The organism is Kitasatospora sp. NPDC087271 (assembly GCF_044744605.1).
In the GTDB taxonomy this organism is placed as follows: domain Bacteria; phylum Actinomycetota; class Actinomycetes; order Streptomycetales; family Streptomycetaceae; genus Kitasatospora.
Window position 1 is genome coordinate 1 of sequence record NZ_JBIUYQ010000016.1, and the last position, 25,804, is coordinate 25,804.

At 69.8% G+C, this 25,804-nt stretch carries 24 protein-coding genes, 1 tRNA gene and 2 pseudogenes; 12 read left to right on the forward strand and 15 right to left on the reverse strand.

Annotated features, from left to right (window positions below):
* The 6 genes and pseudogenes from ACIO9K_RS24740 to ACIO9K_RS24765 form a co-directional block, all read right to left on the reverse strand.
* Positions 1-1,151 (reverse strand): annotated as a pseudogene (locus ACIO9K_RS24740) (hypothetical protein); the annotation flags it as partial.
* A gap of 979 nt (positions 1,152-2,130) precedes the next feature.
* Positions 2,131-3,381: a hypothetical protein gene (locus ACIO9K_RS24745; RefSeq protein WP_400333144.1), complete on the reverse strand. Its 1,251-nt coding sequence runs from the start codon at positions 3,379-3,381 to the stop codon at positions 2,131-2,133.
* A 129-nt stretch (positions 3,382-3,510) separates the two neighbouring features.
* Positions 3,511-3,723, reverse strand: a complete 213-nt coding sequence (locus ACIO9K_RS24750; protein ID WP_400333147.1) for a DUF397 domain-containing protein — start codon at positions 3,721-3,723, stop codon at positions 3,511-3,513.
* A pseudogene (locus tag ACIO9K_RS24755) lies at positions 3,723-4,004 on the reverse strand (NUDIX domain-containing protein); the annotation flags it as partial. The pseudogene ACIO9K_RS24755 and the gene ACIO9K_RS24750, both read right to left, overlap by 1 nt.
* Positions 4,005-4,043: 39 nt before the next feature.
* Positions 4,044-4,256, reverse strand: coding sequence for a DUF397 domain-containing protein (locus ACIO9K_RS24760; protein ID WP_400333150.1), 213 nt, complete (start codon positions 4,254-4,256; stop codon positions 4,044-4,046).
* Positions 4,237-5,067, reverse strand: coding sequence for a Scr1 family TA system antitoxin-like transcriptional regulator (locus tag ACIO9K_RS24765; protein WP_400333153.1), 831 nt, complete (start codon positions 5,065-5,067; stop codon positions 4,237-4,239). Before ACIO9K_RS24765 ends, ACIO9K_RS24760 begins: the two co-directional genes overlap by 20 nt.
* Positions 5,068-5,212: 145 nt before the next feature.
* Between ACIO9K_RS24765 and ACIO9K_RS24770 the strand changes: the two genes are divergently transcribed.
* Together ACIO9K_RS24770 and ACIO9K_RS24775 are read left to right on the forward strand one after the other, a co-directional pair.
* Entirely contained in the window at positions 5,213-5,659 is a 447-nt protein-coding gene (locus ACIO9K_RS24770; RefSeq protein ID WP_400333164.1) for an ATP-binding protein, read from the forward strand.
* 13 nt (positions 5,660-5,672) lie between these two features.
* Positions 5,673-6,239 (forward strand): hypothetical protein, encoded by a 567-nt coding sequence (locus ACIO9K_RS24775; RefSeq protein ID WP_400333182.1) that lies wholly within the window; start codon positions 5,673-5,675, stop codon positions 6,237-6,239.
* A gap of 86 nt (positions 6,240-6,325) precedes the next feature.
* Here ACIO9K_RS24775 and ACIO9K_RS24780 read toward each other — a convergent pair whose 3' ends face one another.
* The 4 genes from ACIO9K_RS24780 to ACIO9K_RS24795 form a co-directional block, all read right to left on the reverse strand.
* Positions 6,326-6,784, reverse strand: coding sequence for a DUF4277 domain-containing protein (locus ACIO9K_RS24780; RefSeq protein WP_400333185.1), 459 nt, complete (start codon positions 6,782-6,784; stop codon positions 6,326-6,328).
* Between the two features lie 707 nt (positions 6,785-7,491).
* A complete protein-coding gene (locus ACIO9K_RS24785) occupies positions 7,492-8,106 on the reverse strand; it encodes a hypothetical protein (RefSeq protein WP_400333188.1) in 615 nt (204 codons plus the stop codon).
* Between the two features lie 13 nt (positions 8,107-8,119).
* Positions 8,120-8,758: a hypothetical protein gene (locus ACIO9K_RS24790; protein ID WP_400333191.1), complete on the reverse strand. Its 639-nt coding sequence runs from the start codon at positions 8,756-8,758 to the stop codon at positions 8,120-8,122.
* 511 nt (positions 8,759-9,269) lie between these two features.
* Entirely contained in the window at positions 9,270-9,923 is a 654-nt protein-coding gene (locus tag ACIO9K_RS24795; RefSeq protein WP_400333194.1) for a hypothetical protein, read from the reverse strand.
* Between the two features lie 415 nt (positions 9,924-10,338).
* Here ACIO9K_RS24795 and ACIO9K_RS24800 point away from each other — a divergent pair, with 415 nt between their 5' ends.
* Positions 10,339-11,190, forward strand: a complete 852-nt coding sequence (locus tag ACIO9K_RS24800; RefSeq protein WP_400333197.1) for an alpha/beta fold hydrolase — start codon at positions 10,339-10,341, stop codon at positions 11,188-11,190.
* Between the two features lie 98 nt (positions 11,191-11,288).
* Here ACIO9K_RS24800 and ACIO9K_RS24805 read toward each other — a convergent pair whose 3' ends face one another.
* Both ACIO9K_RS24805 and ACIO9K_RS24810 read right to left on the reverse strand, forming a co-directional pair.
* A complete protein-coding gene (locus ACIO9K_RS24805; protein WP_400333200.1) occupies positions 11,289-11,699 on the reverse strand; it encodes a hypothetical protein in 411 nt (136 codons plus the stop codon).
* Between the two features lie 139 nt (positions 11,700-11,838).
* The gene (locus ACIO9K_RS24810; RefSeq protein ID WP_400333203.1) at positions 11,839-12,501 is read right to left on the reverse strand and encodes an O-methyltransferase; all 663 of its coding nucleotides are present in this window, start codon (positions 12,499-12,501) and stop codon (positions 11,839-11,841) included.
* A gap of 70 nt (positions 12,502-12,571) precedes the next feature.
* Here ACIO9K_RS24810 and ACIO9K_RS24815 point away from each other — a divergent pair, with 70 nt between their 5' ends.
* Positions 12,572-13,255 (forward strand): TetR/AcrR family transcriptional regulator, encoded by a 684-nt coding sequence (locus tag ACIO9K_RS24815; RefSeq protein ID WP_400333206.1) that lies wholly within the window; start codon positions 12,572-12,574, stop codon positions 13,253-13,255.
* 33 nt (positions 13,256-13,288) lie between these two features.
* On the opposite strand, the gene ACIO9K_RS24820 is transcribed toward ACIO9K_RS24815, so the two are convergent.
* Both ACIO9K_RS24820 and polA read right to left on the reverse strand, forming a co-directional pair.
* Entirely contained in the window at positions 13,289-13,834 is a 546-nt protein-coding gene (locus tag ACIO9K_RS24820; protein WP_400333209.1) for a GNAT family N-acetyltransferase, read from the reverse strand.
* Positions 13,835-13,995: 161 nt separating this feature from the next.
* The gene (gene polA / locus ACIO9K_RS24825) at positions 13,996-16,683 is read right to left on the reverse strand and encodes a DNA polymerase I (protein WP_400333437.1); all 2,688 of its coding nucleotides are present in this window, start codon (positions 16,681-16,683) and stop codon (positions 13,996-13,998) included.
* A 271-nt stretch (positions 16,684-16,954) separates the two neighbouring features.
* Between polA and ACIO9K_RS24830 the strand changes: the two genes are divergently transcribed.
* From ACIO9K_RS24830 to ACIO9K_RS24855, 6 genes are all read left to right on the forward strand, one after another.
* On the forward strand, positions 16,955-17,419 hold the full coding sequence (locus ACIO9K_RS24830) for a hotdog fold thioesterase (RefSeq protein WP_363368771.1): 465 nt from the start codon (positions 16,955-16,957) through the stop codon (positions 17,417-17,419).
* A 591-nt stretch (positions 17,420-18,010) separates the two neighbouring features.
* Positions 18,011-19,249 (forward strand): branched-chain amino acid ABC transporter substrate-binding protein, encoded by a 1,239-nt coding sequence (locus tag ACIO9K_RS24835; protein WP_400333212.1) that lies wholly within the window; start codon positions 18,011-18,013, stop codon positions 19,247-19,249.
* Positions 19,250-19,469: 220 nt separating this feature from the next.
* The gene (locus ACIO9K_RS24840) at positions 19,470-20,399 is read left to right on the forward strand and encodes a branched-chain amino acid ABC transporter permease (protein ID WP_063347149.1); all 930 of its coding nucleotides are present in this window, start codon (positions 19,470-19,472) and stop codon (positions 20,397-20,399) included.
* 5 nt (positions 20,400-20,404) lie between these two features.
* On the forward strand, positions 20,405-22,333 hold the full coding sequence (locus ACIO9K_RS24845; RefSeq protein WP_363619078.1) for a branched-chain amino acid ABC transporter permease: 1,929 nt from the start codon (positions 20,405-20,407) through the stop codon (positions 22,331-22,333).
* Between the two features lie 8 nt (positions 22,334-22,341).
* Positions 22,342-23,163: an ABC transporter ATP-binding protein gene (locus tag ACIO9K_RS24850; RefSeq protein WP_400333441.1), complete on the forward strand. Its 822-nt coding sequence runs from the start codon at positions 22,342-22,344 to the stop codon at positions 23,161-23,163.
* Entirely contained in the window at positions 23,160-23,876 is a 717-nt protein-coding gene (locus tag ACIO9K_RS24855; RefSeq protein ID WP_350881732.1) for an ABC transporter ATP-binding protein, read from the forward strand. The genes ACIO9K_RS24850 and ACIO9K_RS24855 overlap by 4 nt, the downstream gene beginning before the upstream one ends.
* A 74-nt stretch (positions 23,877-23,950) precedes the next feature.
* Here ACIO9K_RS24855 and ACIO9K_RS24860 read toward each other — a convergent pair whose 3' ends face one another.
* Positions 23,951-24,637 (reverse strand): ANTAR domain-containing response regulator, encoded by a 687-nt coding sequence (locus ACIO9K_RS24860; protein WP_371516576.1) that lies wholly within the window; start codon positions 24,635-24,637, stop codon positions 23,951-23,953.
* A 62-nt stretch (positions 24,638-24,699) separates the two neighbouring features.
* Between ACIO9K_RS24860 and ACIO9K_RS24865 the strand changes: the two genes are divergently transcribed.
* Positions 24,700-24,785 (forward strand) — tRNA-Leu (locus tag ACIO9K_RS24865).
* Positions 24,786-24,886: 101 nt separating this feature from the next.
* Positions 24,887-25,672, forward strand: coding sequence for a helix-turn-helix domain-containing protein (locus ACIO9K_RS24870; RefSeq protein WP_400333217.1), 786 nt, complete (start codon positions 24,887-24,889; stop codon positions 25,670-25,672).
* The last annotated feature ends 132 nt before the right edge of the window (positions 25,673-25,804 follow it).

The following is a 25,804-nucleotide window of genomic DNA, read 5'->3' on the forward strand; positions in this document are numbered from 1 at the left end:
CAGTCCGCCTTGCGGTCGGTGCCCCACACGTCGCCGCTGGGAGAGGTGTTGGCATTGCCCGCCCACCGGCCGCCCTCACCGGAGATGTAGCTGTCGCCCATCGAGACGACAGCGGGTGGCTTCCTGCTGCAGGCCTTGCCGCGTGTGGCGATGGAACGGGCGACAGGCTGCGCAGGGTCGCAGTAGGGCTCGAACAACACCGCGTGGTGATCGGAGTAGAGGTTGGTCAGGCGAAAGCCCGTGTACCCGACCGGGAGGGAGCTGCTGATCGCGTAGTCCAGGTTCTTTCCGCTGCCGTTATCGGGGTCAGGGCGCGGGGCCGGGTACGTCGCCCCGTCGGAATCCACGACATGTGCTGTGCCCAGGTCGGGGCTGCCCACCCACGACGCCGCTGTCCGGTTGAAGTCGCCGAGCACGGTCCAACTATTGAGGCGCGCGTCCGCCTTGGCCGCGGCGATGCGATTGGCGGTGTCGTTACGGTCGTTGACGGCGTTCGACCCGTGCACGCTGTAGAACCACGTGCCGTCGGGAAGCCTGATGCCGAGCATGGGCTTGGGATTATTCGCGACCTCTACGCCCTGATCGTTGAGGGCCGGGCCGATGACATGGACGTTGTTGATGTCGAGTGGGATGGCCAGGCTGTGCCTGACCACGAAACCGAGGTTCCTCGTGGCGTTCCCGCTCCGACTGGGGAGGAAGAACAGGTCGTAGTCCCTCGCTATGGCGAACGGCTGCTCGCACTTGGTCACCGTCCATTCCGTCCGGATGTCGGTGTCGATGCCCTCCAAGCTACGGCCCCGGGTGACGAACTGCTGGGGGTTGGCGGGGCAGGGAACGGTGCTGCCCACCTCCTGGAGCGCCACGACGTCGGGTGCGTCATTGGTGTTCAGGAGGTTGGCCTCCAGATTCCCGCCCCCAGGCTCCCCATCCCTATCCCTGTCCCAGCGGTCCTGGTTCTGCATGTTGAACGTGGCCGCCTTATAGGAATCCATGGCGGCGACGGCGGGCGCCCCCTGCGTGACCGCGAGGGCCTGCAACAGGCCCACGATCAGGGCGAGGACAAGTATCGCGGCGACCCGGCCCTGACCGGCCGACCCGCGCCGTGGAACCCCGCTCGGAGGATGGGTGAGGCGTGGTGAGGCGTGGTGCATTTCGTTCCCTCCCTTGACGACATGAACTATGCGCGCACGACTTTACGAAGCACAGATAGACATATGATCAACGCTTCACCTTGCCGCCCGGTCCACGCCGACGGAGCACCGGTCACCCCGCCCGAGCTGCGCCCGCCCGACATCCTCACGGCCGCCGATGCCCGAGCCGGGTCGTACCGTCACGTCCTGCCCGGGGCCTGGCTCCACGGCGCGTTGATCAGTCGGCCACACACTCCTGCGAACGTTCGGGCCCCCTGTTGGCCGTGGACCGTGATGCCGCGCGCGGCATCAGGGCGAGCGGCCGGTACCGATCGCTGCCGCAGGCTGTCGAGCCGTGGCGCCGGCCGGGCCGACGAGCGCCCGGGAACCCACTCCCCCGCCCGTTGTTCTGTCAGCGCGGGTCTGGTCCGCGGGTGTCCCGGTCGCGGTGGCCGGGACGGCGTGGTGGGTGGACGGGTCAGCCGGCGACCGTCTCGGCGTGCCGGTGGAGAGCGTCCAGGAGCGCGGTCCGCTGGTCGGTCAGCTTGCCTTCGGTACGGGCCCGATCCTGCCTGCACAGCAGGCGCCGGGCCTGAACGCCTGGTCCGCCTCGCGCCGGTGCGGTTCGCGGGGCCGGTCAGGGTGCCGTCGGCGGCGAGGGGCGAGCAGACGGCGGCAGGAGCGGTTCCAGTCCGACTCCAGGCGCCAGAGCTCGCCCGGGCTCACGTAGTTGCGCCACCTCCCGGCCAAGCTGGGCGACGACATCCTCGTCCTCCAGCAGCCCGGAATCCGCGAACACCTGGTACTCCAACAGTCCCTCCGGCTGCTAAACGTTTTGGGGGGACTGAGCCATCTGTCGAACACGCGCCTGCCCTCGCCACCGGTGCGCACCCGGCTGGTGGCCACAGCCAGGTGACCTTGTTCCTTGACCTCACGCATGATCATGCGTGAGGTCAAGGAACAAGCTCGGCGGGGTCGGGATTCCCGGCTCGCGCTGCCGTCAGGAGATCGAGAAGCCCATCTGGTTCACCACCGGCGTCATCGGCACGTAGAGCACCTGCGCGTAGCAGGTCGTCGAGTGAGCCGTCGATCCAGCCGGGCAACCGACCTCCGACCTTCCGGCCACGATCACGCCGCGAGCCTCCATGTCGCCGTTCGCGCCGGACGGGTTGGCGAGTGCGGGGCCGCCGCTGTCGCCCTTCGCGCCGATCGCCCGTCGGTCACCACCCTTCGACTCCGCGATGTCCACCGGCTTGATCTTCGTCCCCTCGTCGTTCGTCGTCTCGACATCGACCTTCTTGACCTCCACGTCGCACTTCCACCCCGACTGGGCGCCGCTGAGGCAGACGAGGTCCCCCACGTTGTTGCGGCCGATCCCGTACGTGCGTCGCGACGAACCGCCGCTGTCCGACCAGGCACCGTCGTAGAACCGGCCGGCGCCGCCGCCGTTGATCGCGATCATGCCGACGTCCAAACCGTCGCCGATCGCGTACAGGTCGCCGATGTAGCCGTTGGTGCCGTTGTAGTACCGGCCGGCGCCGCAGTGTGCGGCGGTCAGCAGCACCTTCGTCCTGTCCTTCCAACCGCTGAACGCGGTCGAGCAGAACGAGGCCTTGCCGGTGTTGACTTCGGCGCCCGCGTAGTACGGCGCGCTGTCGGAGTGCCGGCTGCCGGACAGCGCTGCCGGGATGCCCTCGACGGTGGCCGTCACCGGCATCCCGGCGATCTCGGCGGCCATCCGGGAGTACGCCTGCTCGGTCGTGGCGCCGCCGGTCGGCCGGGTCGCCTTCGCCGGCACGTACGTGATCGCGATGGCGGTGCCGTCCTCCTGCGGGCCGATCGACGTCCACACCTCGGGCGCCACAGCGGCGGTGAACCGGTCGATCGCGGCGCGCATCTCCGCACGGGAGTAAGGGCTTTGGTGGACGTCGACGGTGTAGCCGGGGCCCGCGTTCGCGTCGAGCAGCGCCCGGACCTCGGCCGGGGCCTCGCCCTTCCAGTAGACGTCGGCGTGCTGGTTCGACGCGTCGATCACGGTCCCGGCGTAGCCGTCCGCCGCCGGGTCGCCGGACTCCACCCAGTCCTGCACCGGGTCCGTCATGCGGTGGAGCTTCTGCTGGGCCTGCGGGTCGCGGAGCACCGGCAGGCTGACCGACGGGACCGGCCCGTCCGGCGCGGCGTCGGCGGCGACGAGGGCGGAGGCGGTCACGGCGGACAGGGCCAGGGACAGCATGAGACGGGAGCGGCGCATACGCGGTCCTTCGACGGGGCTGGCGGGCCGACACCCAGCGTAGGGACCGATCCGCGTTTCGCCTGGTCAGAAGGCGCGTTTCAGACTGCGGAAGGCGCACGCGGAAGACGATGCGCCCCCGGCGGCGGGTCACCGCTCCGGGAAGTCACCGGCCTGGACGGAGGAGAGGAAGGACGTCCAGGCCGAGGCCGGGAAGACGAGCACCGGCCCGTGCGGGTCCTTGGAGTCACGCACGGGGACGAGGCCGGGGAATCCGGGGGCCACCTCGATGCAGTCTCCGCCGTTGCTTCCGCTGTAGCTGCTCTTGCGCCAGCTGACCGTGCCGAGCTCGTTCCACGTCATCCGTCGTCGTAGGCGAAGACGTGCCGGGGGTCGGTATAGGTGCCGACGATCCCGGTGATCTCGACGTCGACACCGGTCTCCTCGCGCGTCTCCCGGATCCCGCACCCGGCGAGCGACTCGCCGATGTCCATCCTGCCGCCGGGCAGGGCCCACATCCCGTTGTCAGTCCGGCGCTGAAGGAGGACGCAGCCGGTGTCGTCGACCACGACGACGGACGCGGCCGGAACGAGCGAGTTCGCCTCGGGGGCGTCCGGGTCGTCCTCGTAATCACGCCTGGGCATGCTCTTCCGCCTCCGCTGTCAAAAGACGTGCGAGCCTCCTCAGACGTCGCCGAACTCGCCAGAACGGACGGCGCCGACGAAGCTGGACCAGGCGTCGACCGGGAACGCCAAGGCTGGTCCGTCGGGGTCCTTGGAGTCGCGAACCGTTCCAGGGCGCGAGTCGTCGACCTCGACACACCCGCCTTGCCCGTTGCTGTAGGAACTCTTTCGCCACGCGGCGTCAGCCGGGTGGTCATCGTGCGTGCCGTTCATAATCGTTCCGTGCCTCCCGGATCATGGCCGCGCTGTCCGGCCGGGTGAGAGCGTCGACCTGAAGGCGATCGTACTGGCCAGCCCATCCGGCCACGACCTCAGAGTCCCGTTCCAGAAGGCTCCGCCCCAGCGTTTCGGTGTACCCAACCATCGTGCGAGTGGGCAGGGTCAACAAGGTGACCGAGTGCGAGAAGGGGCGCGACTCACCAAGCGTGAACGGGGCGACTTGGAGGATGACGTGGGGGCGCGCCGCAAGGTCTTCCAGATATTGCATCTGGCGGGCCATAACAGCCGCTCCGCCGATTTGACGCCGTAGAACCGACTCGTCGAGGACCACGTGGACCGTCACAGGACGGTCGAGCAGCCGCTGGCGTCCGGCCAAGACCTTCAGCCGCTCCTCCGCCTGCTCCTGCGTGGCTTCACCCCGTCGAACCGGCGCCATCTCGTACGCGGCACTGTAGTCCGGGTGCTGGAGCATGCCAGGCACCATGTCCAGCTCGAAGATCCGAATGGCCACGGACTCCCGCTCTTTGGCTGCGTACTGGTCGAAGCCCTCGAACAGAACTCTCTGTCCGGACTGGCGCCACTCTCGTTCGAACTGATCCGTTTCAAACACGCCATCAATTCTCTTCGAAAATTTACTGGTTGGAGACTTTCGTCCAGTTTCCACGGCGGAGATGTGAACGGCAGAGTACCCGACGAGTCCCCCCAACTGTTCCTGCGTCAAGCCTCTCGCCTCTCTGGCCTGGCGAAGCAGCACACCAAACTTGGCGGTGGGTGAGGAGTCGGGGTCAAGTTCCTTACGGTTCATGATCGCTAGCGACTTTCCCTTCCGGTCCGAAGAGTTGAAGGCATGGCCAATGCTAAGCCACAGTGAGTGCTCTGGGTAGTCGCATCACTACACATCGAAGCGACGCCGTGACGCTCTTCCACTCCGCCCTCCGAGGTGCCTCGCCATGCTCAAAACCTGCGCCGCCCACCGCCCCCGCACGTTCGCCGCCCGCCTCGACTCGCGGACCGAATCCACCCCCGTCGCCCGGCAGTTGCTCCGCGCCTACCTCGCCGCGCTCCCCACCGGCGACCGCTACCGCGACACCGCCGAACTCCTCCTCGGCGAACTCTTCGCCAACGCCGTCCAGCACACCGACGCACCCGCCGACCGCCTCATCGAGATCCGCTTCTCCCTCACCGGCGACCGCCTGCGACTCGAAGTCCACGACGCCGGCACCGGCCGCCCCTCCCTCCACACCCCCACCCCCGACGACGAACACGGACGCGGCGTCCTCCTCGTCAACGAACTCGCCGAGAAGTGGGGCTGCTGCCCCCGCGCCGGCGGCGTCGGCAAGTTCGTCTGGGCCCTGATCGCCCCCGCACCCTCCCCCGCCACCTTCCTCACCGTCTGAACAGGCACCCACCATGCGACTCCCCCTCACCGCCCGCCACCTGTTCGACACCGGCTCCACCCCCGCCGACACCTACGCCACCCTCGCCCGCCGCACCCGCGAGCCCCTGCGCTCAGCCCGCGCCGTCTGCACCGCCCTCGGCATCCCCGCCGCCGAAACCCAACGCCGCCTCGACGACTGCTACGACGCCCTCCTCGCCAACCCCCGCCCCGGCACAGAGAACGACACCGGCGAACTCCTCGAAGCCCTCGGCGTCTTCGACATCCCCAAAACCCCTGACAACCGCGACCTCGCCATCATCGAACTCTTCCTCACCGCCATCGACGCCCACGGCAGCATCCGCGCCGGCCACCAACACGGCCTCACCCGCTGGTTCACCACCGGCAACCTCACCACCGCCTACCTCTCCCTCGCCGCCACCCAACCCCACCCCACCACCGGCGACCCCACCCACTACTGGACCACCCTCACCACCGCCGGCGAACTCCTCACCACCACCCCCAACCCCGACCCCCGCCTCAAACCCGCCCTCACCCACGCCCGCACCCAAGCCCAAGCCGCCCGCGAAACCCACCCGTAGGCACAGGCAGTGCCGATGCGTCACGTCGTTGTCGGGGCTGCTTCCCGCCCTCCCCGGCGTCTCCCGGGTCAGACTGCCCTCGGCTTCTACCCGACTTCTGCGACAGCCGGGCGGCGGGGCCCTTCCATCCCCGCTCGGTTACTCAGCGCCTCGTGGCGCACGGTCATGTCCCAGTGAATCCGAGACACGTCGATACCGAACTCGGCGTTGGCCTGAGCGCCGACGGTGCCGACCAACTGGTCGAGGTGCGGGGCGATCGCGTCCAGGGCGCGGGCGAGCCGGTCGTCGCCCAGCAGGTCCGGCTCGGCGCCGAAGACCTCTTCCACCGCCCATTCCCGGGCCCAGTCGCCCACACGGACCAGTGGCGCCGGGGCGGACAGCCGGTTGGCGACCAGCACCTCGATCACCTGGCCATGCGTGAGATGCGCGACCTCACGGATCGGGCACAGCTCGTCGACGATCCCGGCCACGTCCAGCCGGCGCAGAAACTCGGCAGAGGCGGGCAGAGCGCCCAGACGCCTCTCCACCACGGGAGCGATCTCCACGGCGAAGAGTGGACGGTGGACCCGCGAGCGACGTGAACGAGATATCGGCACGCCAGGCTCAACGACCGACACGCCAACCGGGATACCGGTCGCATCACCACATCTCCGAACTCGTTATGTGCGAAGTCCGGGACTAACTGTCAACTTTCCCGCTTCCGCAGGTCGTTGCGAGTTCTGGGCACTCCCCTCATAGTAAGTAGTTTCGTAACGCTCGATCCCGGCCCGGACGATTCTGGCGACCCGGCAGCAGTTCACATGCTCTTGAGGTTCGTGCTTGCACTGCTGGCGCACCCTGCCAAACCGTTCTGATGCCCGGCCATAAACGCGGCACGGGCTGCGGTGGCCTCTACAGCTCGACGTCCATCCAGGCAACGTCGTTGAGCTCGACGTCGAGGCCGCGCCCCGGCGGCCGCCGTCCTTGAAGTAGTGGTCCCGCAGCGCTTCGGCGAGGATCGCTTCCTGCTGGGCCTGGGGGGGCGCCGGCGTCGCGGGCCACGTACAAGCGCTGGGCGAAGGAGCCGGGCATCTTCTGCGTGATCACGCGGGGGCGAGATGGTCGTGGGAATGTCGCCCCGTCAGATCGACGTCGAGGCTGGCAGCGCGGCGCCAGTCGGACCGCCCGCGGCGACGACGCAGCGTGTGGGCCTGCTACGGCCGCAGGCAGTTGAGGGCGCCCTCAACTGCCTGCTAGAAGATACCGTGCTCCTTCAGGAGGTGCTGCGTTCCGAGGCCGGCCGGTGGATGGCCTCGGGAAAACCCACGGCCAACACCACGCTTTGGCCCTCCTGCCAGAACCACAGCGAATCGCCTGACTTCTTTTTCACCTGGGCCGACTCTCCAGCCCCTTCAATTTTGACCGTCATTGCTTTTTCAGAGCAGCCGACGGTCGCGAAGGTGAAGGGCTGAATCTGGGACGACGCCAGGGTGTATTTCCCTTCAAGAACATTCCCAGGGAATTCCTGATGGGAGTCCGAGGAACCCGTGCGGCCAGCCGGCCGGGGCGAACCGAGCGATGTCGGAGCCGTGCTGGTCGGCTCGGTCAACGAGTCCGGCAGGAGTGCCACCTGGCACGTTCCATCCCTCACGGAGAGGACCACATCGGTACCCGAGAGCGCTGCGACCCCCAGGATCTTCGCGGCGCCCTTCGAGGGCGGGGCATCGATACTGCCCTGGACGGGTGCGCCGATGGGCGCGGCGGCGAGCCCGTTCAGGGCCCACGGCCCATCACCACCTTGAGGCACAGTACCGCCGTCGGTGCATGCGGCGGTGAGGCCTGCTATGAGGAGAAGTGCCGCGCCCGCGAGCCGGCTGGATCGCCGCATGTGCCGAAGTCCCTTAGTTGGCCCAGTGGTTGTAGCAGAAGCCTACCGGGTGGAAGGCATCGCCGCCGCCGACGTAGCGGTTGCCGACCGAGGTGTCGTAGACGTCGAAGGTGAAGTGGTCAAACAGCGGATAAGCCTCCAACGTGCCGAACTTGCCATCCGGAACGGTGTACGAGCCGGTCTCGGTGTTGGTGGCGGTGTCCGTGACGCTGAACCCGACAGTCCCGGACACCTTCCACGCCGCGATCGACACGCTCGACGACCACTGGCTGGACACCGCACGGCTCTGGGACAGCGACAGGGTCATCGGTCCCCAACCGGTGACCATGTCCACCCTGTCCGTCCCGCAGGTCTGCCCCTGAAACACCGAGTTGCGGGACTGGAGCCACGGCGAGTCCGCGAGCGACCCCTGCACCCCCTGGGACGCGGTGACCCGACCCGATTCCGGCATCGGGAGCTTCACGGCCGGCGCCTTGCGGTCGATCGTCCAGTGCTCCGGCACCGCCCCAGCCGGAAGCTGCACCGTCGTCTCCGACGCCGGGACCGGCCTGGGGCCAGATGCCGGAGCCGCCAGCGCCTGCGGAGCCGCCAGCGCAAGCAGCGCCCCCGCCCCGACGACAGCGCCTACCATTTGAGAAATACCCTTACGCATTTATTTCCCTCCGAGTTCGGCGTATTTCCGTGTCCGCATCTTCCGGACACACCTGATACTTACCCTAAAAACAGCCAAGGACAAGGGAAATTCGCACCATTTGAGCCTGCCTTGAGTGCGGAATCACGATAAATCCGACGCGGTCGCCCAATTCAGACGAAGAGGGAATTTAGAGTTCCGAATATATCAGTCCGGTTAATGCGGCGGCAATGGGCGGACAATGTGAGCGTGGCGTGTCTTCGGCGCCTCCCGGGTCCCACACATAGCGGATCACCGCCGACACCGGCGCGGACGGAAACTCGTGACTGAGCGCTTCACTTGGCGCGCCGAGTAAAGCGCTGACCAGCGACGATACTCAGAGCCGTTCGCGAAGGGAACGACCTTTGAAGCCTCGCAAACCTGCTTGACCAGGAAGAACGCCGAACGCTCAACCCACCACATCAACCGCGAACTTGCCAACCGGAGTGCTCAGTCACAATTCCGGCGACACGGGGCCGCCGGGGAGGTGGTTCTACAGCTCGACGTCCATCCAGGGATCGAACGCGGCCTTGGGCCGGGAGCCCTCCACCGGGCCGGACGTCCAGCCAGCCTCGGTGCGCACCGCGCGGGTCGGCGGGCGCAGTGCGGTGACGATCTCCAGGCCCGAGACGGCGGTGGAGCCGCGGGGGGGTGAGGGCGCGGGTGGCGTAGGTGCCGAAAAGGCGGTCCAGGTCCGGAGCGGGGGGTCATCGGGGATCTGCCAGCCGCCGGAGGCCAGGGCACCCCAGGCCGGGATGCACAACTGCACACAGACCCGCTTGCCGTCCTCGGGGGTGCGATAGACCCTGGCCCACGGGCCCAGGCCGCGCTGGGTGAGCAGCCAGCCAGCCCTCTCCAGCGCCTTGACGGCCTTGTGACCCTTCGGCAGTTGGCCCAAGCACTGGACGAACTCCTTCTTCTCGTCCCGGCCCATCGGCGGCAGGCCGAGCTCCGCCAGGTCGGCGTCAGAGATGATGACCAGGGCGTCGCCGTCCTTGCCATGCTGGTGCAGCCGCGGAGAGCCAAGCCTGGTCTCCAGCGCCCACCCCACGACATCCGCGAGGGTGCGGCCGGACGGCGCGGCCGGGGCGAGGGTGCCGTCGGCGAGGTAGGCGACCAGGGCCCGGCCGGACGGCGCGACATCCACCACCGCGAGCGGGCCGGCCGGCCGGGAAGCGGGCGGCCGCGGCGGTCTCCCAGTCGGCCGGGCCCGCCTCGGCTGCCGGCTTCTTCGCCGCCGCCTTCCGCGACCGCGACGGTGCGCCAGCTGTCGGACGCGACGACGACGCACGGCGCGACGCAACCACCGGACCGGCTGCGAGGGCGGCCTGGCGGGGCACAGCGGCCGAAGCGACCGGCTCGACCGGGGCGCCAGGCTCGGCCACAGCGCCGGGCCGGGCGCAGGAAGTCGGCCCCGCCGACTTCCTCCGACTGGGCCCTCACACCAAGGGCGAGCGCCGGCGTCGGCCACCGCACCGCCCGCCGCGTCGTCCCGCCGCACCCGCCTGGTCAGCCCTGTGATCTGATCGTCCTCTTGACGGACCGCCACCAGGAGCTGACCCATGTCGACACCCCAGCCCACTGCCCTCCGCCTGACCGTCGGCCGGCACACCTTCGACGCGCTGGCCGCCGGGCCCGCCGACGGGGAACTCGTCCTGCTGCTGCACGGGTTCCCCGAGTTCGCCGACTGCTGGAGCGCCGAGCTGACGGCCCTGGCCGCGGCCGGCTACCGCGCGGTGGCGGTGGACCAGCGCGGCTACTCCCCCGACGCCCGCCCCTCCGACATCGCGGACTACTCCGTCGAGCTGCTGGTCGCGGACGCGCTGGGCTTCGCCGACGCCCTGGACGCGCCGCGCTTCCACCTGGTCGCCCACGACTGGGGCGGCCTCGTCGCCTGGGCGCTGGCCTCCACCCACCCGGAGCGGCTGCACAGCCTGACCGTGCTCTCCACCCCGCACCCCGAGGCGCTCTACGAGGCCCTGAACAACGACAGCGACCAGCGCCAACGCTCGCAGTACATCAGGGAGTTCCGCCTGCCGGGGCAGGTGGCCGAACAGGCCATGCTGGCCGACGACGCGGCCAGGCTGCGCGCGATCTACCGGGGCGCGCTACCGACGGACCAGGCCGAGTCCAACGTCCGACGGCTGACCGAGCCGGGCGTGCTGACGGCCGGGCTCAACTGGTACCGGGCGATCAACGAGGAACTCCGGGTGCCGGCCGGCGAGATCACCGTCCGCACGCTCTTCGTCTGGGGTACCGAGGACCGCGCCTTGGGCCGCGACGCCGCCGACCTGACGGCCAAGCACGTCAGCGCCCCGTACCGGTTCGTCGCGCTGGAGGGCGCCACCCACTGGCTGCCGGAGGCCGACGCCGAGCGGATCGTGCCGCTGCTCCTGGAGCACCTCGCGGGCTGACCCGGAGCAGTGTTCCCGGCGCGCCGCCCCACCGGCGCGCCGGTTTCGCCGCCCTCAGCCCGCCCACAGCCCGCCCTGAGCCCGTCCTCGGCCCGCCCTCAGCCCGTCCTCGGCGTGTTCCGGGATCGCGCCCAGCTCTCCGCCTGCTCCGGATCCCACAGGAAGCGGGCGCCGAACTCCTTCTCCTCGCCGGGTCCCGCCTCCGTCAACGCGCGCACCAGCGCCGGGCTGTAGACGGCGTGGACCCTGAAGTTCACCAGGAACCGACTCTTGATCACGATCCGCACGTAGCGACGGCTGTTGCCCCGATGACGTCCGGCCACGATGACGCAGTCACCGCCGTCGCCCCAGGCCGGCGGTGCGATCCACACCTTCGCCCCCGGCGCGAAGTGCCGCAGCCCCTTGCGGATCTCCGACCCGCCTTCGCCGTGACCGGTCTCCTGAGCGACATTGGCCACGAGGCACACGCCCAGCGGCTCCGGTCCGGTTGCATCCGTCATGGCAGCCATGATCGCCTGACCGGACGCAGTGGCGCGCGTCCTTTTTCCCTGGGCATTCGCGAGTTGCCCACGCGTCACGACCAGTGTCGTACCGGACTACCCCCACGAAGAAGGCGGTACCCGCACCTGATCACGACGCCACGCGGGTCTACAGGCGGCAGCTGATCTCCATTCCGTCCTCCACGGGGAACGTGACGCTCTGGTAGCCGTTGCGGGGGTCGCGGACGTAGTCGAGGTAGGGCGCGAGGGCCTCCAGGTCGACGTCGTCGGCGACGACGAGGGTGCCGGGCGCGAGGCGTGGTTCGAGGAGTCGCAGGACGGGCAGGCACAGGTCCTTCCAGCCGTCGAGGAGGACGAAGTCCGCGGAGCCGTCGACTGCGGCGAGGGTGTCGCGGGCGTCTCCTTCGAGGACGGTGATCAGGTCGTCCAGTCCCGTCTCGGCGAACGTCCGGCGGGCGGCCGCGGCCTTGGCGGCGCTCAGTTCCGTACTGATCACCCGCCCCGTCCCGTTGTCGCGCACCGCGGCGGCGAGATGGAGCGTGGAGATGCCGAAGGACGTGCCGAACTCGACGACGGTGGCGGGGCGGACGGCCCGGATCAGGTTGTAGAGGAGGCGGCCGCCCTGGGCGGAAATCGGCATGTACACCTCGGCGTTGGCGTCGGCCTGCTCCTGCGGGCCGCGGGGCGCGGCGCCCTGGGGCCACGCCGCCCGGATCCGCCTGCTGGTCGCCTCGTCCTGCTCGGCATGCCGGAACATCCGGTCGAGGGCGGTGGCGACGCGGGGGTCTTCGAGGGTGTTGGTGGGTGTCATGGGCCTAGACTAGACGCACCGTTGCGTTGCGTCTAGCGGTTCTGGCCTACCCTGGCCCCAGGAGGCAGACATGGAACGAGGAAGTACGGCCGCCGCGGCGGCCGGGTCACAACCGGCGGCACGCCACCACGGCAACCGGCACGGCCGCAGCGAACAGGCCCGGCAGGCAGTGCTGGAGGCCGCCGACGACCTCCTGGTCGAGAAGGGCTTCACCGGCGTCACCATCGAGGGCATCGCCGCCCGGGCGGGCGTCGCCAAGCAGACCGTCTACCGCTGGTGGAAGACCAAGACCGACATCCTCCTGGACGCCTTCCTCCAGGACGCGGCCGAAGCCCTGACCCCGCCGGACCACGGCGACCTGGCCCCGGACCTGCGCGCCCACCTGCGCCAACTGGCCCTGTTCCTCACCCGGTCCGACGCGGGCGCCGTCTTCAAGGCCCTCATCGGGCACGCCCAGCACGATCCCGCGTTCGCCGCCGCCCTGCGGTCCGGGTACCTCGACGAACAGCGCCGACGCGACCGGCTCCCGCTGGAACGCGCGGTGGAACGCGGCCAGCTCGCCGCCGGACTCGACATGGCGGCGGAGATCGACCAACTCGTGGGGCCGCTCTACCACCGCGTCCTGGTGACGGCGGAACCCGTGGACCAGGCCTTCACCGACCGCCTCGTCGAGGCGTTCCTGCACCGCGCGGACGTAGCCGACGTAGCCGACGTAGCGGACGCAGCCGACGCACGGGAGACGGGGAGCAGCTGACTCCGAAGGCGGGCCGGCGGGAGGTGGCCGCGCTCAGTGCCGAGTGGTTGCGGCGTACTGGTCCGACGACAACGCGAACACCCGTACTCGCCGACCGCCGGCGGGGCTGACGGTCTCACGGGCCAGCTGCATCCCCAGTTTGGTCATGATCCGTTCGGAGGCGTCGTTGCCCACCTGAGTGATGCTGACGATCCGCTCCAGCCCTCGCTCCTCGAACCCGAACCGCACGGCGGCCACAGCGGCCTCGGTGGCCAAGCCCCGCCCCCAGTGGGAGCGTCCCAGCCGCCAGCCGACCTCGACCGCCGGCAGTACCTCCGGCAGGAATTCGGGGACCGAGAGGCCGGTGAACCCGGCCAGCTCGCCAGTGGACCGGATCTCCACGGCGAACAGGCCGAAGCCCCGTGACTCCCACTCGCTCTCCCACGCCTGGATCCCGTCGCGGGTCTGCTGTTCGTCACGGACGCTGCCGTCACGGATCCACCGCATCACCTCGGGGTCGGCATTGACGGCAGCCATGGGCGCGACGTCCTCCTCGCGCCAGCGACGCAGGATCAGACGCGGAGTCTCAAGCGTGACCATCGGATCATTCTGGACCGCCAAGGGGCTCTCCGCCATCCTCCGCTGCCCACCGCCGGTCGTCGCGCCCGCTGCGCGACGGCCCGCGGGAGCGTAGCGGCGGGCCCGGACACCAGCCGTGTCCGGGCCCGCCGAGAACCGCACCGCCGAACCGCGCCGCCGGATCAGTGCGCGGCGGCCTCCCAGTTGGCGCCGACGCCCACCGAGACGTCCAGCGGGGCACGCAGCGGGTAGGCGCCGGCCATCTGCTCGCGGACGATCGCCTCGACCTGCTCGCGCTCGCCCGGCGTCAGCTCCAGCACGATTTCGTCGTGCACCTGGAGCAGCATCCGGGAGGTGAGGCCGGCGGCGCGCAGCGCCTCGTCCACCCGCAGCATGGCGATCTTGACGATGTCGGCGGCCGAGCCCTGGATCGGGGCGTTGAGGGCCATCCGCTCCGCCATCTCGCGGCGCTGGCGGTTGTCGCTGTTGAGGTCCGGCAGGTAGCGGCGGCGGCCGAGCAGCGTCTCGGTGTAGCCGGTGGCGCGGGCCTCGTCGACGACCCGGCGCAGGTAGTCGCGGACGCCGCCGAAGCGCTCGAAGTAGGTGTCCATCAGGCCCTGGGCCTCGCCGGGCTTGATGCCGAGCTGCTGCGAGAGCCCGTACGCGGACAGCCCGTAGGCGAGGCCGTAGGACATCGCCTTGATCTTGCGGCGCATCTCGGCGTCCACCGCGGCGCCCGGGACCTCGAAGACCTGGGAGGCGACGGTGGTGTGCAGGTCCTCGCCGGTGGCGAAGGCCTCCAACAGGGCCTCGTCCTCGGAGAGGTGGGCCATGATGCGCAGTTCGATCTGCGAGTAGTCGGCGGTGAGCAGCGACTCGTAGCCCTCGCCGACGACGAAGGCGCGGCGGATGGCGCGGCCCTCCTCGGTGCGGACGGGGATGTTCTGCAGGTTCGGGTCCTGCGAGGAGAGCCGGCCGGTGGCGGCGACCATCTGGTTGAAGGTGGTGTGGATGCGGCCCTTCGGCGAGACCGTCTTGAGCAGGCCCTCGACGGTGGTGCGCAGCTTGGCCTGGTCGCGGTGGCGCAGCAGGATGACCGGCAGTTCGTTGTCGGTCTGGGTGGCGAGCCAGGTGAGCGCGTCGGCGTCGGTGGTGTAGCCGGTCTTGATCTTCTTGGTCTTGGGGAGGGCGAGTTCGCCGAAGAGGATCTCCTGGAGCTGCTTGGGCGAGCCGAGGTTGAACTCGCGCCCGGCGGCGGCGTGCGCCTCCTCGACCACGCGCTGGATCTCGGTGGCGAACTGCGCCTCCAGGCTGGTGAGCCAGGGGCGGTCGGCGGCGATGCCGGTGCGCTCCATCCGGGCCAGCAGGGCGGCGATCGGCAGCTCCATGTCGCGCAGCAGCCCGGTGGCGCCGACCTCGGCAAGGCGGGTGTCGAAGAGCGCGGCGAGGTCGAGGACGGCGCGGGCCTGGAGCATGAGTGCCTGGGCGCCGGCCGCCGGGTCCTCCTCCGGGGCGTCGAAGGCGAGTTGGCCGTCCTCGGTGGCGGGGGCGGGGGTGAGCGAGCGGGCCAGGTACTCCTCGGCGAGCACCTCCAGGGTGAAGGTGCGGCGGCCGGGCTTCTCCAGGTAGGCGGCGAGGGCGGTGTCGGCGACGACGCCCTCGATGGCCCAGCCGCGCTCGGCGAAGGCCCGCATGACCTGCTTGGCGATGTGCAGGGCCTTGGGGGCGGCCGGGTCGGCGAGCCAGGCGGCGAAGGCCCGCTCGTCCTCCTCGGCGAGCTGCGCCGGGTCGAACCAGGCGGCGGACTCCCCTGCGGCCAGGGCGACTTCGGTGACCTCGCCGGTGCCGAGCGCCCACTGGTAGACGGCGGCGAGGGCGACCGGTGCCTTGGTGTCGGCGGCGTGCTCGCGCAGCCAGCCGGCCAGCGTGCCCGGGTCGGTGAGGAGTTCGCCGTCGACCTCGACGCCGGGGGCGAGTTCGGCCGCGGCCTCCTCCTCGCCGCCGGCCGGGTCGATGCCGTGGACGCGGTCGCGGAAGTTGGCGTTGCGGAACTCCAGCGACTCCATCAGCGTGCCGACGGCGGCCTTGTCGAACGGCGCGCGGGCCAGGTCGCCGACGCCGAGCGGGAGTTCGACGTCGCGGACGAGCTCGGTGAGGACGCGGTTGCGCTTGACCGAGTCGAGGTGTTCGCGCAGCTTCTCGCCGATCTTGCCCTTCACCTCGTCGGCGCGGGAGACGAGTTCGTCGAAGGAGCCGAACTGGTTGACCCACTTGGCGGCGGTCTTCTCGCCGACGCCGGGGATGCCGGGCAGGTTGTCGGACGGGTCGCCGCGCAGGGCGGCGAGGTCCGGGTACTGGCGCGGGGTGACGCCGTACTTCTCGGCGACCTTCTCCGGGGTGTAGCGGGTGAGCTCGGAGACGCCCTTGGTCGGGTAGAGCACGGTGATGTGGTCGGTGACCAGTTGGAGGGAGTCGCGGTCGCCGGTGACGATGTCGACGTCGTAGCCGGCCGCCTCGGCGGCGGTGGCCAGGGTGGCGATGATGTCGTCGGCCTCGAAGCCCTCGGCCGTCAGCCGGGGGACGTTCATCGCGTCGAGCAGTTCGCCGATCAGGCCGATCTGGCTGCGGAACTCGTCCGGCGTCTTGGCGCGGTTGGCCTTGTAGTCGGGGAACTCGACGGAGCGGAAGGTCTGCCGGGAGAGGTCGAAGGCGACGGCGAGGTGGGTGGGCTGCTCGTCCCGGACGGTGTTGGCGAGCATCGAGGCGAAGCCGTAGACCGCGTTGGTGGGCTGGCCGGTGGAGGTGTTGAAGTTCTCCACGGGCAGGGCGTAGAAGGCCCGGTAGGCCATCGAGTGCCCGTCGAGCAGCATCAGCCGGGGCCGCGGGCCGGCCCCGCCGCCACCCGTCGCGCCCTTGTCCGTACTCTGCGTAGCCACGTCAACGTCCCGTTCCTGCCGATTCCACTACCGGCCACCGATCCTATGGCCCGGCACCGACAAAAGGGGCGCCGTGCCCGTCGAGCGCCGCGCCCGGGGCGCCCGTTGACACGCCCCGACCCCGGACACGGCCGCTACCGCCGAGTAGGACGGTCGTACGATCACAGGCAGCACGATGACGATCCCCGAGCGGCAGGAGTTCCCCATGACCGACGCGGCCCCCGACGCGGCCCCCGTCCTGAAGGTCCCGCAGGACGTGCTGGACCACTTCGCCAAGCTCGGCGTCGACCCGCAGACCTTCTCCGGCGGCGCCCTCGGCGAGAAGCTCGGCATCCGGATCGTCGAGGCCTCCGGCGACCGGGTGGTCGGCACCATGCCGGTGGAGGGCAACCAGCAGCCGTACGGGCTGCTGCACGGCGGCGCGTCGGCGGCGCTGGCCGAGACGCTGGGCTCGATCGGCGCGATGCTGCACGCGGGCCCCGGCCGGTACGCGGTCGGGGTGGACCTCAACGCCACCCACCACCGCTCGGCCACCTCCGGGCTGGTCACCGGGGTGGCGACGGCGGTGTTCAAGGGCCGCACCGCCGCCACGTACGAGATCGCGATCACCGACGACACCGGCAAGCGGGTCACCAGCTGCCGGCTGACCTGCATGCTGCGCGACCTCTGACCCCGCGCCGGGACCCTTCCCGGTGCCGACGGATCATCAAATCCCTTCACCGCCCCCTTGTTTGACCTTCCGCCACCCTGGGCAGGCGTTGGTCTGGACAAGGGGGCGGCGGCATGTCCGGGCGCGGCCGACGCGGCAGCATGCCCGGAATCCGCGCAGGTAACGCTACGTAACAAGTAGGAAATCCGAGCAATGGCCCGCTCCGAGGCTCGCAGGCGGCCCGGAGTTCCTTCGCCATGCCCTCGCTGTCCGAAATCCGGACGGGCATGACCGGAACAAGTGAATCGGACACAGGTGTCCGACTATCGACCAGGCCAGCTGCAACCCCCATTTCTGGCCCTTACATCGCCCCAACAGCCCCTAAACGCCCTACATCGGCGGATCGGTCGCGCCAAAACGACCACATGCTGAGACAACTGCTCTGTGTGCTCATAACAAGAGAATCACAGCCTCGCCACACCACTGCCCGAGTCGCCCAGAGGCATCTAGAGTCACGGCCAGTCACCGCGCCAACGGATTGGGCCCGGCCCTCCGCGCATCCCGGCTCCCGCCAACTCAGGCGCGGCGCCTCCCGAACCGAAGGGGACCCTCGTGCGTCACCGTTCCGCAATTGTCGTGAGCATTGCCGTGATCGGCGCCCTGAGCCTCAGCGCGTGCGGCTCCCGCGACGACAAGAAGTCCGCCGACGGAGGCAGCGGCAACAGCGGCTCCGCCACCACCGTCACCATCGGCATCGACGCCCCGCTCACCGGCGACCTCTCCGCCATCGGCATCGGCATCCGCAACTCCGTCGACCTCGCGGTCAAGAAGGCCAACGAGCAGAACGAGGTCCCCGGCGTCAAGTTCCAGGTCAAGGCCCTGGACGACACCGCCAAGCCCGGCCCCGGCCAGCAGAACGCCACCCAGCTCGTCGCCGACAACAGCGTCCTCGGCGTCGTCGGCCCGCTCAACTCCAGCGTCGCCCAGTCGATGCAGCAGATCTTCAACGACGCCAACCTCGTCGAGATCTCCCCCGCCAACACCGGCGTCGCCCTCAGCCAGGGCGAGAAGTGGGTCACCGGCGAGAAGAAGCGCCCCTTCAAGACCTACTTCCGCACCGCCACCACCGACGCCGTCCAGGGCCCCTTCGCCGCCCAGTTCCTCGCCAAGGACGCCAAGAAGTCCAAGGTCTTCCTCATCGACGACCAGAAGACCTACGGCGCCGGCCTCGCCGCCACCTTCAAGGCCGAATTCACCAAGCAGGGCGGCAACATCGTCGGCGAGGAGCACGTCAACCCCGACGACCGCGACTTCTCCGCCATCGTCACCAAGGTCAAGACCTCCGGCGCCGAAGCCGTCTACTACGGCGGCGAGTACCCCGCCGCCGGCCCGCTCTCCCTCCAGCTCAAGGACGCCGGCGTCAACATCCCGCTGATGGGCGGCGACGGCATGCAGAGCGCCGACTTCATCAAGCTCAACCCCAAGAGCGCCGGCGACTACGCCACCGCCGTCGGCGGCGCCGTCGAGCAACTCCCCACCGCCGCCAAGTTCATCACCGACTACAAGGCCGCCGGCTACAAGGACCCCTACGAGACCTACGGCGGCTACTCCTACGACAGCGGCTGGGCCATCATCCAGGCCGTCAAGGCCGTCGCCGCCGCCAACAACGGCAAGCTGCCCGCCAACCCGCGCGCCGCCGTCGTCGACGCCGTCCAGAAGGTCTCCTTCGACGGCGTCACCGGCAAGGTCTCCTTCGACGAGTTCGGCGACACCACCAACAAGCAACTCACCGTCTACACCGTCAAGGACGGCAAGTGGACCGTGGAGAAGACCGGCACCTTCAACGGCTGAACCTTCAACGGCTGAACCTCCAGCGGCTGGGCCTTCAACGGCTGAGCCCCCGACAGCTGGGCCTCCAGCGGCTCAGCCCTCGACGGCTGAACCTCAACCGCTGAGCCGGCCCGCACCACCTTCCAGCAGCACAGCGCGCGGGGGCGCCACGAGTGCCCCCGCGCGCCCCCACATCCACCACCCACGCGGACAACCCCGAACGCACTACGGAGGCCCAGCGGTGCACGACCTACCGCAGCAGCTGGCCAACGGCCTGATCCTCGGCGCCCTCTACGGACTCGTCGCGATCGGCTACACGATGGTCTACGGCATCGTCCAGCTCATCAACTTCGCCCACGGCGAGATCGTCATGGTCGGCGGCTTCGGCGCCCTGACCGCCTACCTCGCCCTCCCCGGCGGCACCACCCTGTGGCTGGCCCTGCCACTCATGCTGATCGCCGGCATCCTGGTCTCCACCCTCACCGCCGTCGCCGCCGAGCGCTTCGCCTACCGACCCCTGCGCAACGCCCCCCGACTCGCCCCCCTCATCACCGCGATCGGGCTGTCCATCTTCCTCCAGCAACTCGTCTTCTCCTTCTACCCCGACGCCAAGAAGGCCCGGGTCTTCCCCAAGATCCCCGGCGACCCCTTCAGCCTCGGCTCCGTCACCATCCAGCGCAGCGACCTCTTCCTGCTCATCGCCGCCCCGCTGTGCATGCTCGCCCTCGGCTGGTTCGTCACCCGCACCCGCTCCGGCCGCGCCATGCAGGCCACCAGCCAGGACCCCGACACCGCCAAGCTCATGGGCATCGACACCGACCGCATCATCGTCATGGCCTTCGCCATCGGCGCCGCGTTCGCCGCCGTCGCCGCCGTCGCCTACGGACTGCGCAGCGGCCAGGTCGACTTCCGCATGGGCTTCATCCTCGGCCTCAAGGCCTTCACCGCCGCCGTCCTCGGCGGCATCGGCAACATCTACGGAGCCATGCTCGGTGGCATCGCCCTCGGCCTCGCCGAAAGCCTCGCCACCGGCTACATCCAGCACCTCCCCGGCATGCACCTCTTCGGAGGCGGCGCCTGGAAGGACGTCTGGGCCTTCGTACTCCTCATCCTCGTGCTCCTCGTCCGGCCCCAGGGCCTGCTCGGCGAGCGCGTCGCGGACAGGGCGTGACCACCATGACCACCACCACCGAAACCACCCCGGTCATCCCCCTGCCGGCCCGCGCCGCCACCGCCCTCACCGGCCTCGGCGCCCTCACCACCGCCGCCTCCGCCGCCCTCCCCTGGACCTGGACCTCCGACTTCCCCGGCGACCTCACCTACACCGGCTCCCCCGCCGGCCTCCAATGGCTCGCCCTCGCCGCCGGACTCCTCGTCCTCCTCCTGCTCCTCGCCACCCACGGCACCCCCGGCCTGCGCTGGGCCGCCCCCACCCGCAGCCACAACGCCGTCCTCTACGCCGCCACCGGCGCCCTCGCCGTCAGCGTCTTCTCCGTCGCCGCCATCGCCACCGAACTCGGCGGCCTCGCCAACCTCGAAGCCGGCGGCTGGATCCTCGCCGCCGGCGGCCTCCTCACCGTCCTCGGCGCCCTCGGCCTCCCCCTCGACCGGCGCACCCGCGTCCCGCTGCGCATCCTCGACAAGCGCCTCTTCCTGCTCGTCCCCGTCGCCCCCGCCGGCTGGTTCGCCGCCCACGCCATCCCCGGCGACCAGCCCGTCGCCCCCGTGATGACCGCGCTCGCGGGAGCCCTCGCCATCGCCGCCGGCGTCGTCCTGCTGCTCCAGCTCGGCCACCTCGCCCACACCTGGCTGCGCCTGGGCACCGTCGACCGGCCCCTGCCCGCGCCGCGCCAACTCCCCTCCTGGGCCGAAGTCCTGATCATCGTCCTGGCCTTCGGCCTCGGACTGTTCACGATCACCTTCGGCATCGACACCGAGTACGGCGAACTCTTCATCGGCTACCTGCTGCTCGCCGCCCTCGTCGTCCCCGCCCTCACCCGGTCCGGCCTGCTCGCCCGGCTGCGCGCCCTGACCGTCAAGCACCGCCCCGTCACCACCGGCGCCGCCTTCGCCGCCGCCGCCAGCTTCCCCTTCACCCAGACGAGCGACCAGTACACCTCCGTCGCCACCAACATCCTGATCTTCGCCACCGTCGCCCTCGGCCTCAACATCGTCGTCGGCCTCGCCGGCCTGCTCGACCTCGGCTACGTCGCCTTCCTCGGCGTCGGCGCCTACGCCGCCGCCCTGGTCTCCGGCTCCCCCGCCTCCCCCATCCACGTCCAGTTCCCGTTCTGGGCCGCGATGCTCACCGGCGCCGCCGTCTCCATGGTCTTCGGCGTCCTCATCGGCGCCCCCACGCTGCGCCTGCGCGGCGACTACCTCGCCATCGTCACCCTCGGCTTCGGCGAGATCTTCCGCATCACCATGCTCAACCTCAACGGCACCACCGGCCCCAAGGTCACCAACGGCTCCAACGGCATCCCCCGGATCCCCGACCTGGAGATCCTCGGCTTCGACCTCGGCAAGCCGCACACCGTCGCCGGCATCGAACTCGGCCGCTTCTCCAACTACTACCTGCTGATGCTCCTCGTCACCGCCCTGGTCGTGCTCGTCTTCGCCCGGGTCGGCAACTCCCGCATCGGCCGCGCCTGGGTCGCCATCCGCGAGGACGAGACCGCCGCAGAGGCCATGGGCATCAACGGCTTCCGCCTCAAGCTCCTGGCCTTCGCCCTCGGCGCCTGCCTCGCCGGCCTCGCCGGCACCGTCCAGGCCCACGTCAGCTACACCGTCACCCCCGACCAGTACACCTTCGCCGAGGCCCTCCCGCCCAACTCCGCGTTCCTGCTCGCCGCCGTCATCCTCGGCGGCATGGGCACCATCAGCGGGCCCCTCGCCGGCGCCACCCTCCTCTTCCTCATCCCCAAGAAGCTCGAATTCCTCTCCGACTACCAGTTGCTCGCCTTCGGCGCCGCCCTCATCATCCTGATGCGCGTCCGCCCCGAGGGCCTCATCCCCAACCGGCGCCGCCAACTGGAGTTCCACGAGGCCGCCATCCCGGCCCAGCCCGCCGGCGACGGCGCCGCACTCACCAAGGCAGGGGCGTGACCACCCAGATGACCACCACCGCCACACCCCTGCTCGAAGTCACCGGCGTCACCATGCGCTTCGGCGGCCTCACCGCCGTCAACGACGTCAGCCTCACCGTCGGCGAAGGCGAGATCATCGGCCTCATCGGCCCCAACGGCGCCGGCAAGACCACCTTCTTCAACTGCCTCACCGGCCTCTACGTCCCCACCGAGGGCGCCGTCCGCTACCGCGGCACCCTCCTGCCGCCCAAGCCCCACCTCGTCACCCAGGCCGGCATCGCCCGCACCTTCCAGAACATCCGGCTCTTCGCCAACATGACCGTCCTGGAGAACGTCCTCGTCGGCCGCCACACCCGCACCAGGGAAGGCATCTTCTCCGCCATCCTCCGCGGCCCCGGCTACCACCGCGCCGAAAACGAGAGCCGCGAGAAGGCCATGGAACTCCTCGCCTTCACCGGCCTCGCCGACAAGGCCGACCACCTCGCCCGCAACCTCCCCTACGGCGAACAGCGCAAGCTGGAGATCGCCCGCGCCCTCGCCTCCGACCCCGGCCTCCTGCTGCTCGACGAACCCACCGCCGGCATGAACCCCCAGGAGACCCGCGCCGCCGAGGAACTCGTCTTCGCCATCCGCGACCAGGGCGTCTCGATCCTCGTCATCGAGCACGACATGCGCTTCATCTTCAACCTCTGCGACCGCACCGCCGTCCTCGTCCAGGGCCAGAAGATCGTCGAAGGCGACCGCGAAACCGTCCAGAACGACGAACGCGTCATCACCGCCTACCTCGGCGCCCCGCTCGAAGGCACCACCCCCGCAGTCGCGGAGACCGTTACGGAGACCGACCAGTGACCGCACTCCTCGAGGTCGAGGACCTCCGCGTCGCCTACGGCAAGATCGAAGCCGTCAAGGGCATCAGCTTCACCGTCAACCAGGGCGAGGTCACCACCCTCATCGGCACCAACGGCGCCGGCAAGACCACCACCCTGCGCACCCTCTCCGGGCTCCTCAAACCCACCGCCGGACGCATCGCCTTCGACGGCCAGGACCTCACCACCGTCCCCGCCCACAAGATCGTCGCCCTCGGCCTCGCCCACTCCCCCGAAGGCCGGCACATCTTCCCCCGCATGACCATCGAGGAGAACCTCCTCCTCGGCGCCTTCCTGCGCACCGACACCGCCGGCATCACCGCCGACGTCGACCGCGCCTACGACCTCTTCCCCATCCTCGGAGAACGCCGCCGCCAGGCCGCCGGCACCCTCTCCGGCGGCGAACAGCAGATGCTCGCCATGGGGCGGGCCCTGATGTCCCAGCCCAAACTGCTCATGCTCGACGAGCCGTCCATGGGCCTGTCGCCGCTGATGATGCAGAAGATCATGGCGACCATCATCGAGCTCAAGGCCGCCGGCACGACCATCCTGCTCGTCGAACAGAACGCCCAGGCCGCCCTCTCCCTCTCCGACCGCGGCTACGTCATGGAGACCGGCCGCATCGTCCTCTCCGGGACGGGCGCCGACCTCCTGCACGACGAGTCCGTCCGCAAGGCCTACCTCGGCGAGGACTGACACCTCCCCACCTCCACGCCTCCACGCACGGAGGGCCCGGCAGACGAGATCCGCCGGGCCCTCCTCGCGTCCGTCTACTCGGACGCGTCCTCGTCCGCCTTCTTGCGGTCCTGGGCCGCGCCCTCCTCGATGACCGCCTCGGCCACCGCGGCCATCGTCATCCGACGGTCCATCGACGTCTTCTGGATCCACCGGAACGCCGCCGGCTCGTTCAGCCCGAACTTCGTCTGCAGCACGCCCTTCGCCCGGTCCACCAGCTTCCGGGTCTCCAGCCGCTGGGTGAGATCCGCGATCTCCTCCTCCAGCGTCCGCATCTCGGTGTACCGCGACACCGCCATCTCGATCGCCGGCACCAGGTCCGCCTTGCTGAACGGCTTCACGATGTACGCCATCGCCCCGGCGTCCCGCGCCCGGTCCACCAGCTCCCGCTGCGAGAACGCCGTCAGCATCAGAACCGGCGCCAGGTGCTTCTCGTGGATCTGCTCGGCGGCGGAGAGCCCGTCCAGCACCGGCATCTTCACATCGAAGATCGCGAGGTCCGGCCGAAGCTCCTCCACCAGCTTCACCGCCGTGGCCCCGTCCCCGGCCTCACCGACGACGGTGTACCCCTCCTCTTCGAGCATCTCCTTGAGGTCGAGGCGGATCAGCGCCTCATCCTCGGCGATCACAATCCGGGTGATCTGGGGCGAATCGGTCTCAAGCGGCTGTGCCTGCTCGTCGGCGGTGCTCACGGGGCTCCTAGTTCCGGCGGGGTACTGCATGCACGAGGGTACCTAGCTGCGCCCAACAGCGCTCACAGGGTATCCTTCACGGGCGCGAACTTGCCGGGTTGGTGGAAGGGCAGACACGATCGCCTCAAAAGCGATTGCTCGAAAGGGCGTGTGGGTTCGAATCCCACACTCGGCACCATATTTTTCCTCATATTCCCAGACTGTGGGAAATTCACCTCATCTAGTGGATCACGTCAAAAGCATCCGCTATCCGTCCTGACGCGCCCCAGTCTGACGCACATGACATCTCTCTCCGTGCGCGAACAAGCCGTACACCTCCTCCGTCGAGGTGTACGCAATGCCGATGTCGCCCGACGACTCCGGGTCTCTCCTGGCACGGTCTCCTGGTGGAAGCATCAAGACCTCGCCAAATGCCACCAGCTCCCCGGCCGCAAGCGTTCCACGTGCATGCACTGCTACGGCGACGACCTGAACCGCCCCGCCTATGCCTATCTGCTGGGCCTCTACCTCGGCGACGGCCACATCCTGCTCCCCAACGAGTACCGCAGGACTCAGAGCCTTCAGATCACCTGTGACAACAAGTGGCCCGGGATCACGGACTCCGTCGAACAGGCCATGCGCCTGGTCTTTCCGAGGAACAGTGCCTGCCGAGTCCGGCGAACCGGCTGTCACGACGTCAAGCTCTACTCAAATCACCTGACCTGCCACTTCCCCCAGCACGGCCCCGGCAAGAAGCACGAGCGCACCATAGCCCTGGAGCCCTGGCAGCAAGAGATCGTCGACGCCCACCCGTGGGAGTTCCTGCGCGGCCTGATCCACTCCGACGGCTGCCGCATCACCAACTGGACGACGCGAACGGTCGGCGGCGTCAAGAAGCGCTACGAGTACCCGCGCTACTTCTTCACCAACACCTCGACCGACATCATCGGCCTCGTCACCGCCACCCTCGACGCCGTCGGCGTCCAGTGGAAGGCCGCGGCCCGGCCGACCGGTGCCACCAACGTCTCCGTCGCCAGCAAGGAGTCCGTCGCCCTCATGGACGCCCACATCGGCCCCAAGCACTGACAGCGGCGGGGGGGGCCCCCCCCCCCGGGCCCCCCCCCCCCGGGCGGTTTTGACGGGGCCCCCCCGGGGGGGGGGGGCGGGGGGGGGGGGGGCCGCGGGGGGCGGGGGGGGGGCGGCGGGGGGGGGGGCCCG

Excerpts from the sequence above, each read along its gene's own strand:
- ACIO9K_RS24745 (WP_400333144.1), bottom strand. The coding sequence starts at position 3,381 with ATGCGCCGCTCCCGTCTCATGCTGTCCCTGGCCCTGTCCGCCGTGACC.
- ACIO9K_RS24750 (WP_400333147.1), bottom strand. The coding sequence starts at position 3,723 with ATGACGTGGAACGAGCTCGGCACGGTCAGCTGGCGCAAGAGCAGCTAC.
- ACIO9K_RS24760 (WP_400333150.1), bottom strand. The coding sequence starts at position 4,256 with ATGAACGGCACGCACGATGACCACCCGGCTGACGCCGCGTGGCGAAAG.
- ACIO9K_RS24765 (WP_400333153.1), bottom strand. The coding sequence starts at position 5,067 with ATGAACCGTAAGGAACTTGACCCCGACTCCTCACCCACCGCCAAGTTT.
- ACIO9K_RS24770 (WP_400333164.1), top strand. The coding sequence starts at position 5,213 with ATGCTCAAAACCTGCGCCGCCCACCGCCCCCGCACGTTCGCCGCCCGC.
- ACIO9K_RS24775 (WP_400333182.1), top strand. The coding sequence starts at position 5,673 with ATGCGACTCCCCCTCACCGCCCGCCACCTGTTCGACACCGGCTCCACC.
- ACIO9K_RS24785 (WP_400333188.1), bottom strand. The coding sequence starts at position 8,106 with ATGCGGCGATCCAGCCGGCTCGCGGGCGCGGCACTTCTCCTCATAGCA.
- ACIO9K_RS24790 (WP_400333191.1), bottom strand. The coding sequence starts at position 8,758 with ATGCGTAAGGGTATTTCTCAAATGGTAGGCGCTGTCGTCGGGGCGGGG.
- ACIO9K_RS24800 (WP_400333197.1), top strand. The coding sequence starts at position 10,339 with ATGTCGACACCCCAGCCCACTGCCCTCCGCCTGACCGTCGGCCGGCAC.
- ACIO9K_RS24805 (WP_400333200.1), bottom strand. The coding sequence starts at position 11,699 with ATGGCTGCCATGACGGATGCAACCGGACCGGAGCCGCTGGGCGTGTGC.
- ACIO9K_RS24810 (WP_400333203.1), bottom strand. The coding sequence starts at position 12,501 with ATGACACCCACCAACACCCTCGAAGACCCCCGCGTCGCCACCGCCCTC.
- ACIO9K_RS24815 (WP_400333206.1), top strand. The coding sequence starts at position 12,572 with ATGGAACGAGGAAGTACGGCCGCCGCGGCGGCCGGGTCACAACCGGCG.
- ACIO9K_RS24820 (WP_400333209.1), bottom strand. The coding sequence starts at position 13,834 with ATGGTCACGCTTGAGACTCCGCGTCTGATCCTGCGTCGCTGGCGCGAG.
- polA (WP_400333437.1), bottom strand. The coding sequence starts at position 16,683 with ATGCTGCTCGACGGGCACTCGATGGCCTACCGGGCCTTCTACGCCCTG.
- ACIO9K_RS24830 (WP_363368771.1), top strand. The coding sequence starts at position 16,955 with ATGACCGACGCGGCCCCCGACGCGGCCCCCGTCCTGAAGGTCCCGCAG.
- ACIO9K_RS24845 (WP_363619078.1), top strand. The coding sequence starts at position 20,405 with ATGACCACCACCACCGAAACCACCCCGGTCATCCCCCTGCCGGCCCGC.
- ACIO9K_RS24850 (WP_400333441.1), top strand. The coding sequence starts at position 22,342 with ATGACCACCACCGCCACACCCCTGCTCGAAGTCACCGGCGTCACCATG.
- ACIO9K_RS24860 (WP_371516576.1), bottom strand. The coding sequence starts at position 24,637 with ATGCAGTACCCCGCCGGAACTAGGAGCCCCGTGAGCACCGCCGACGAG.
- ACIO9K_RS24870 (WP_400333217.1), top strand. The coding sequence starts at position 24,887 with ATGACATCTCTCTCCGTGCGCGAACAAGCCGTACACCTCCTCCGTCGA.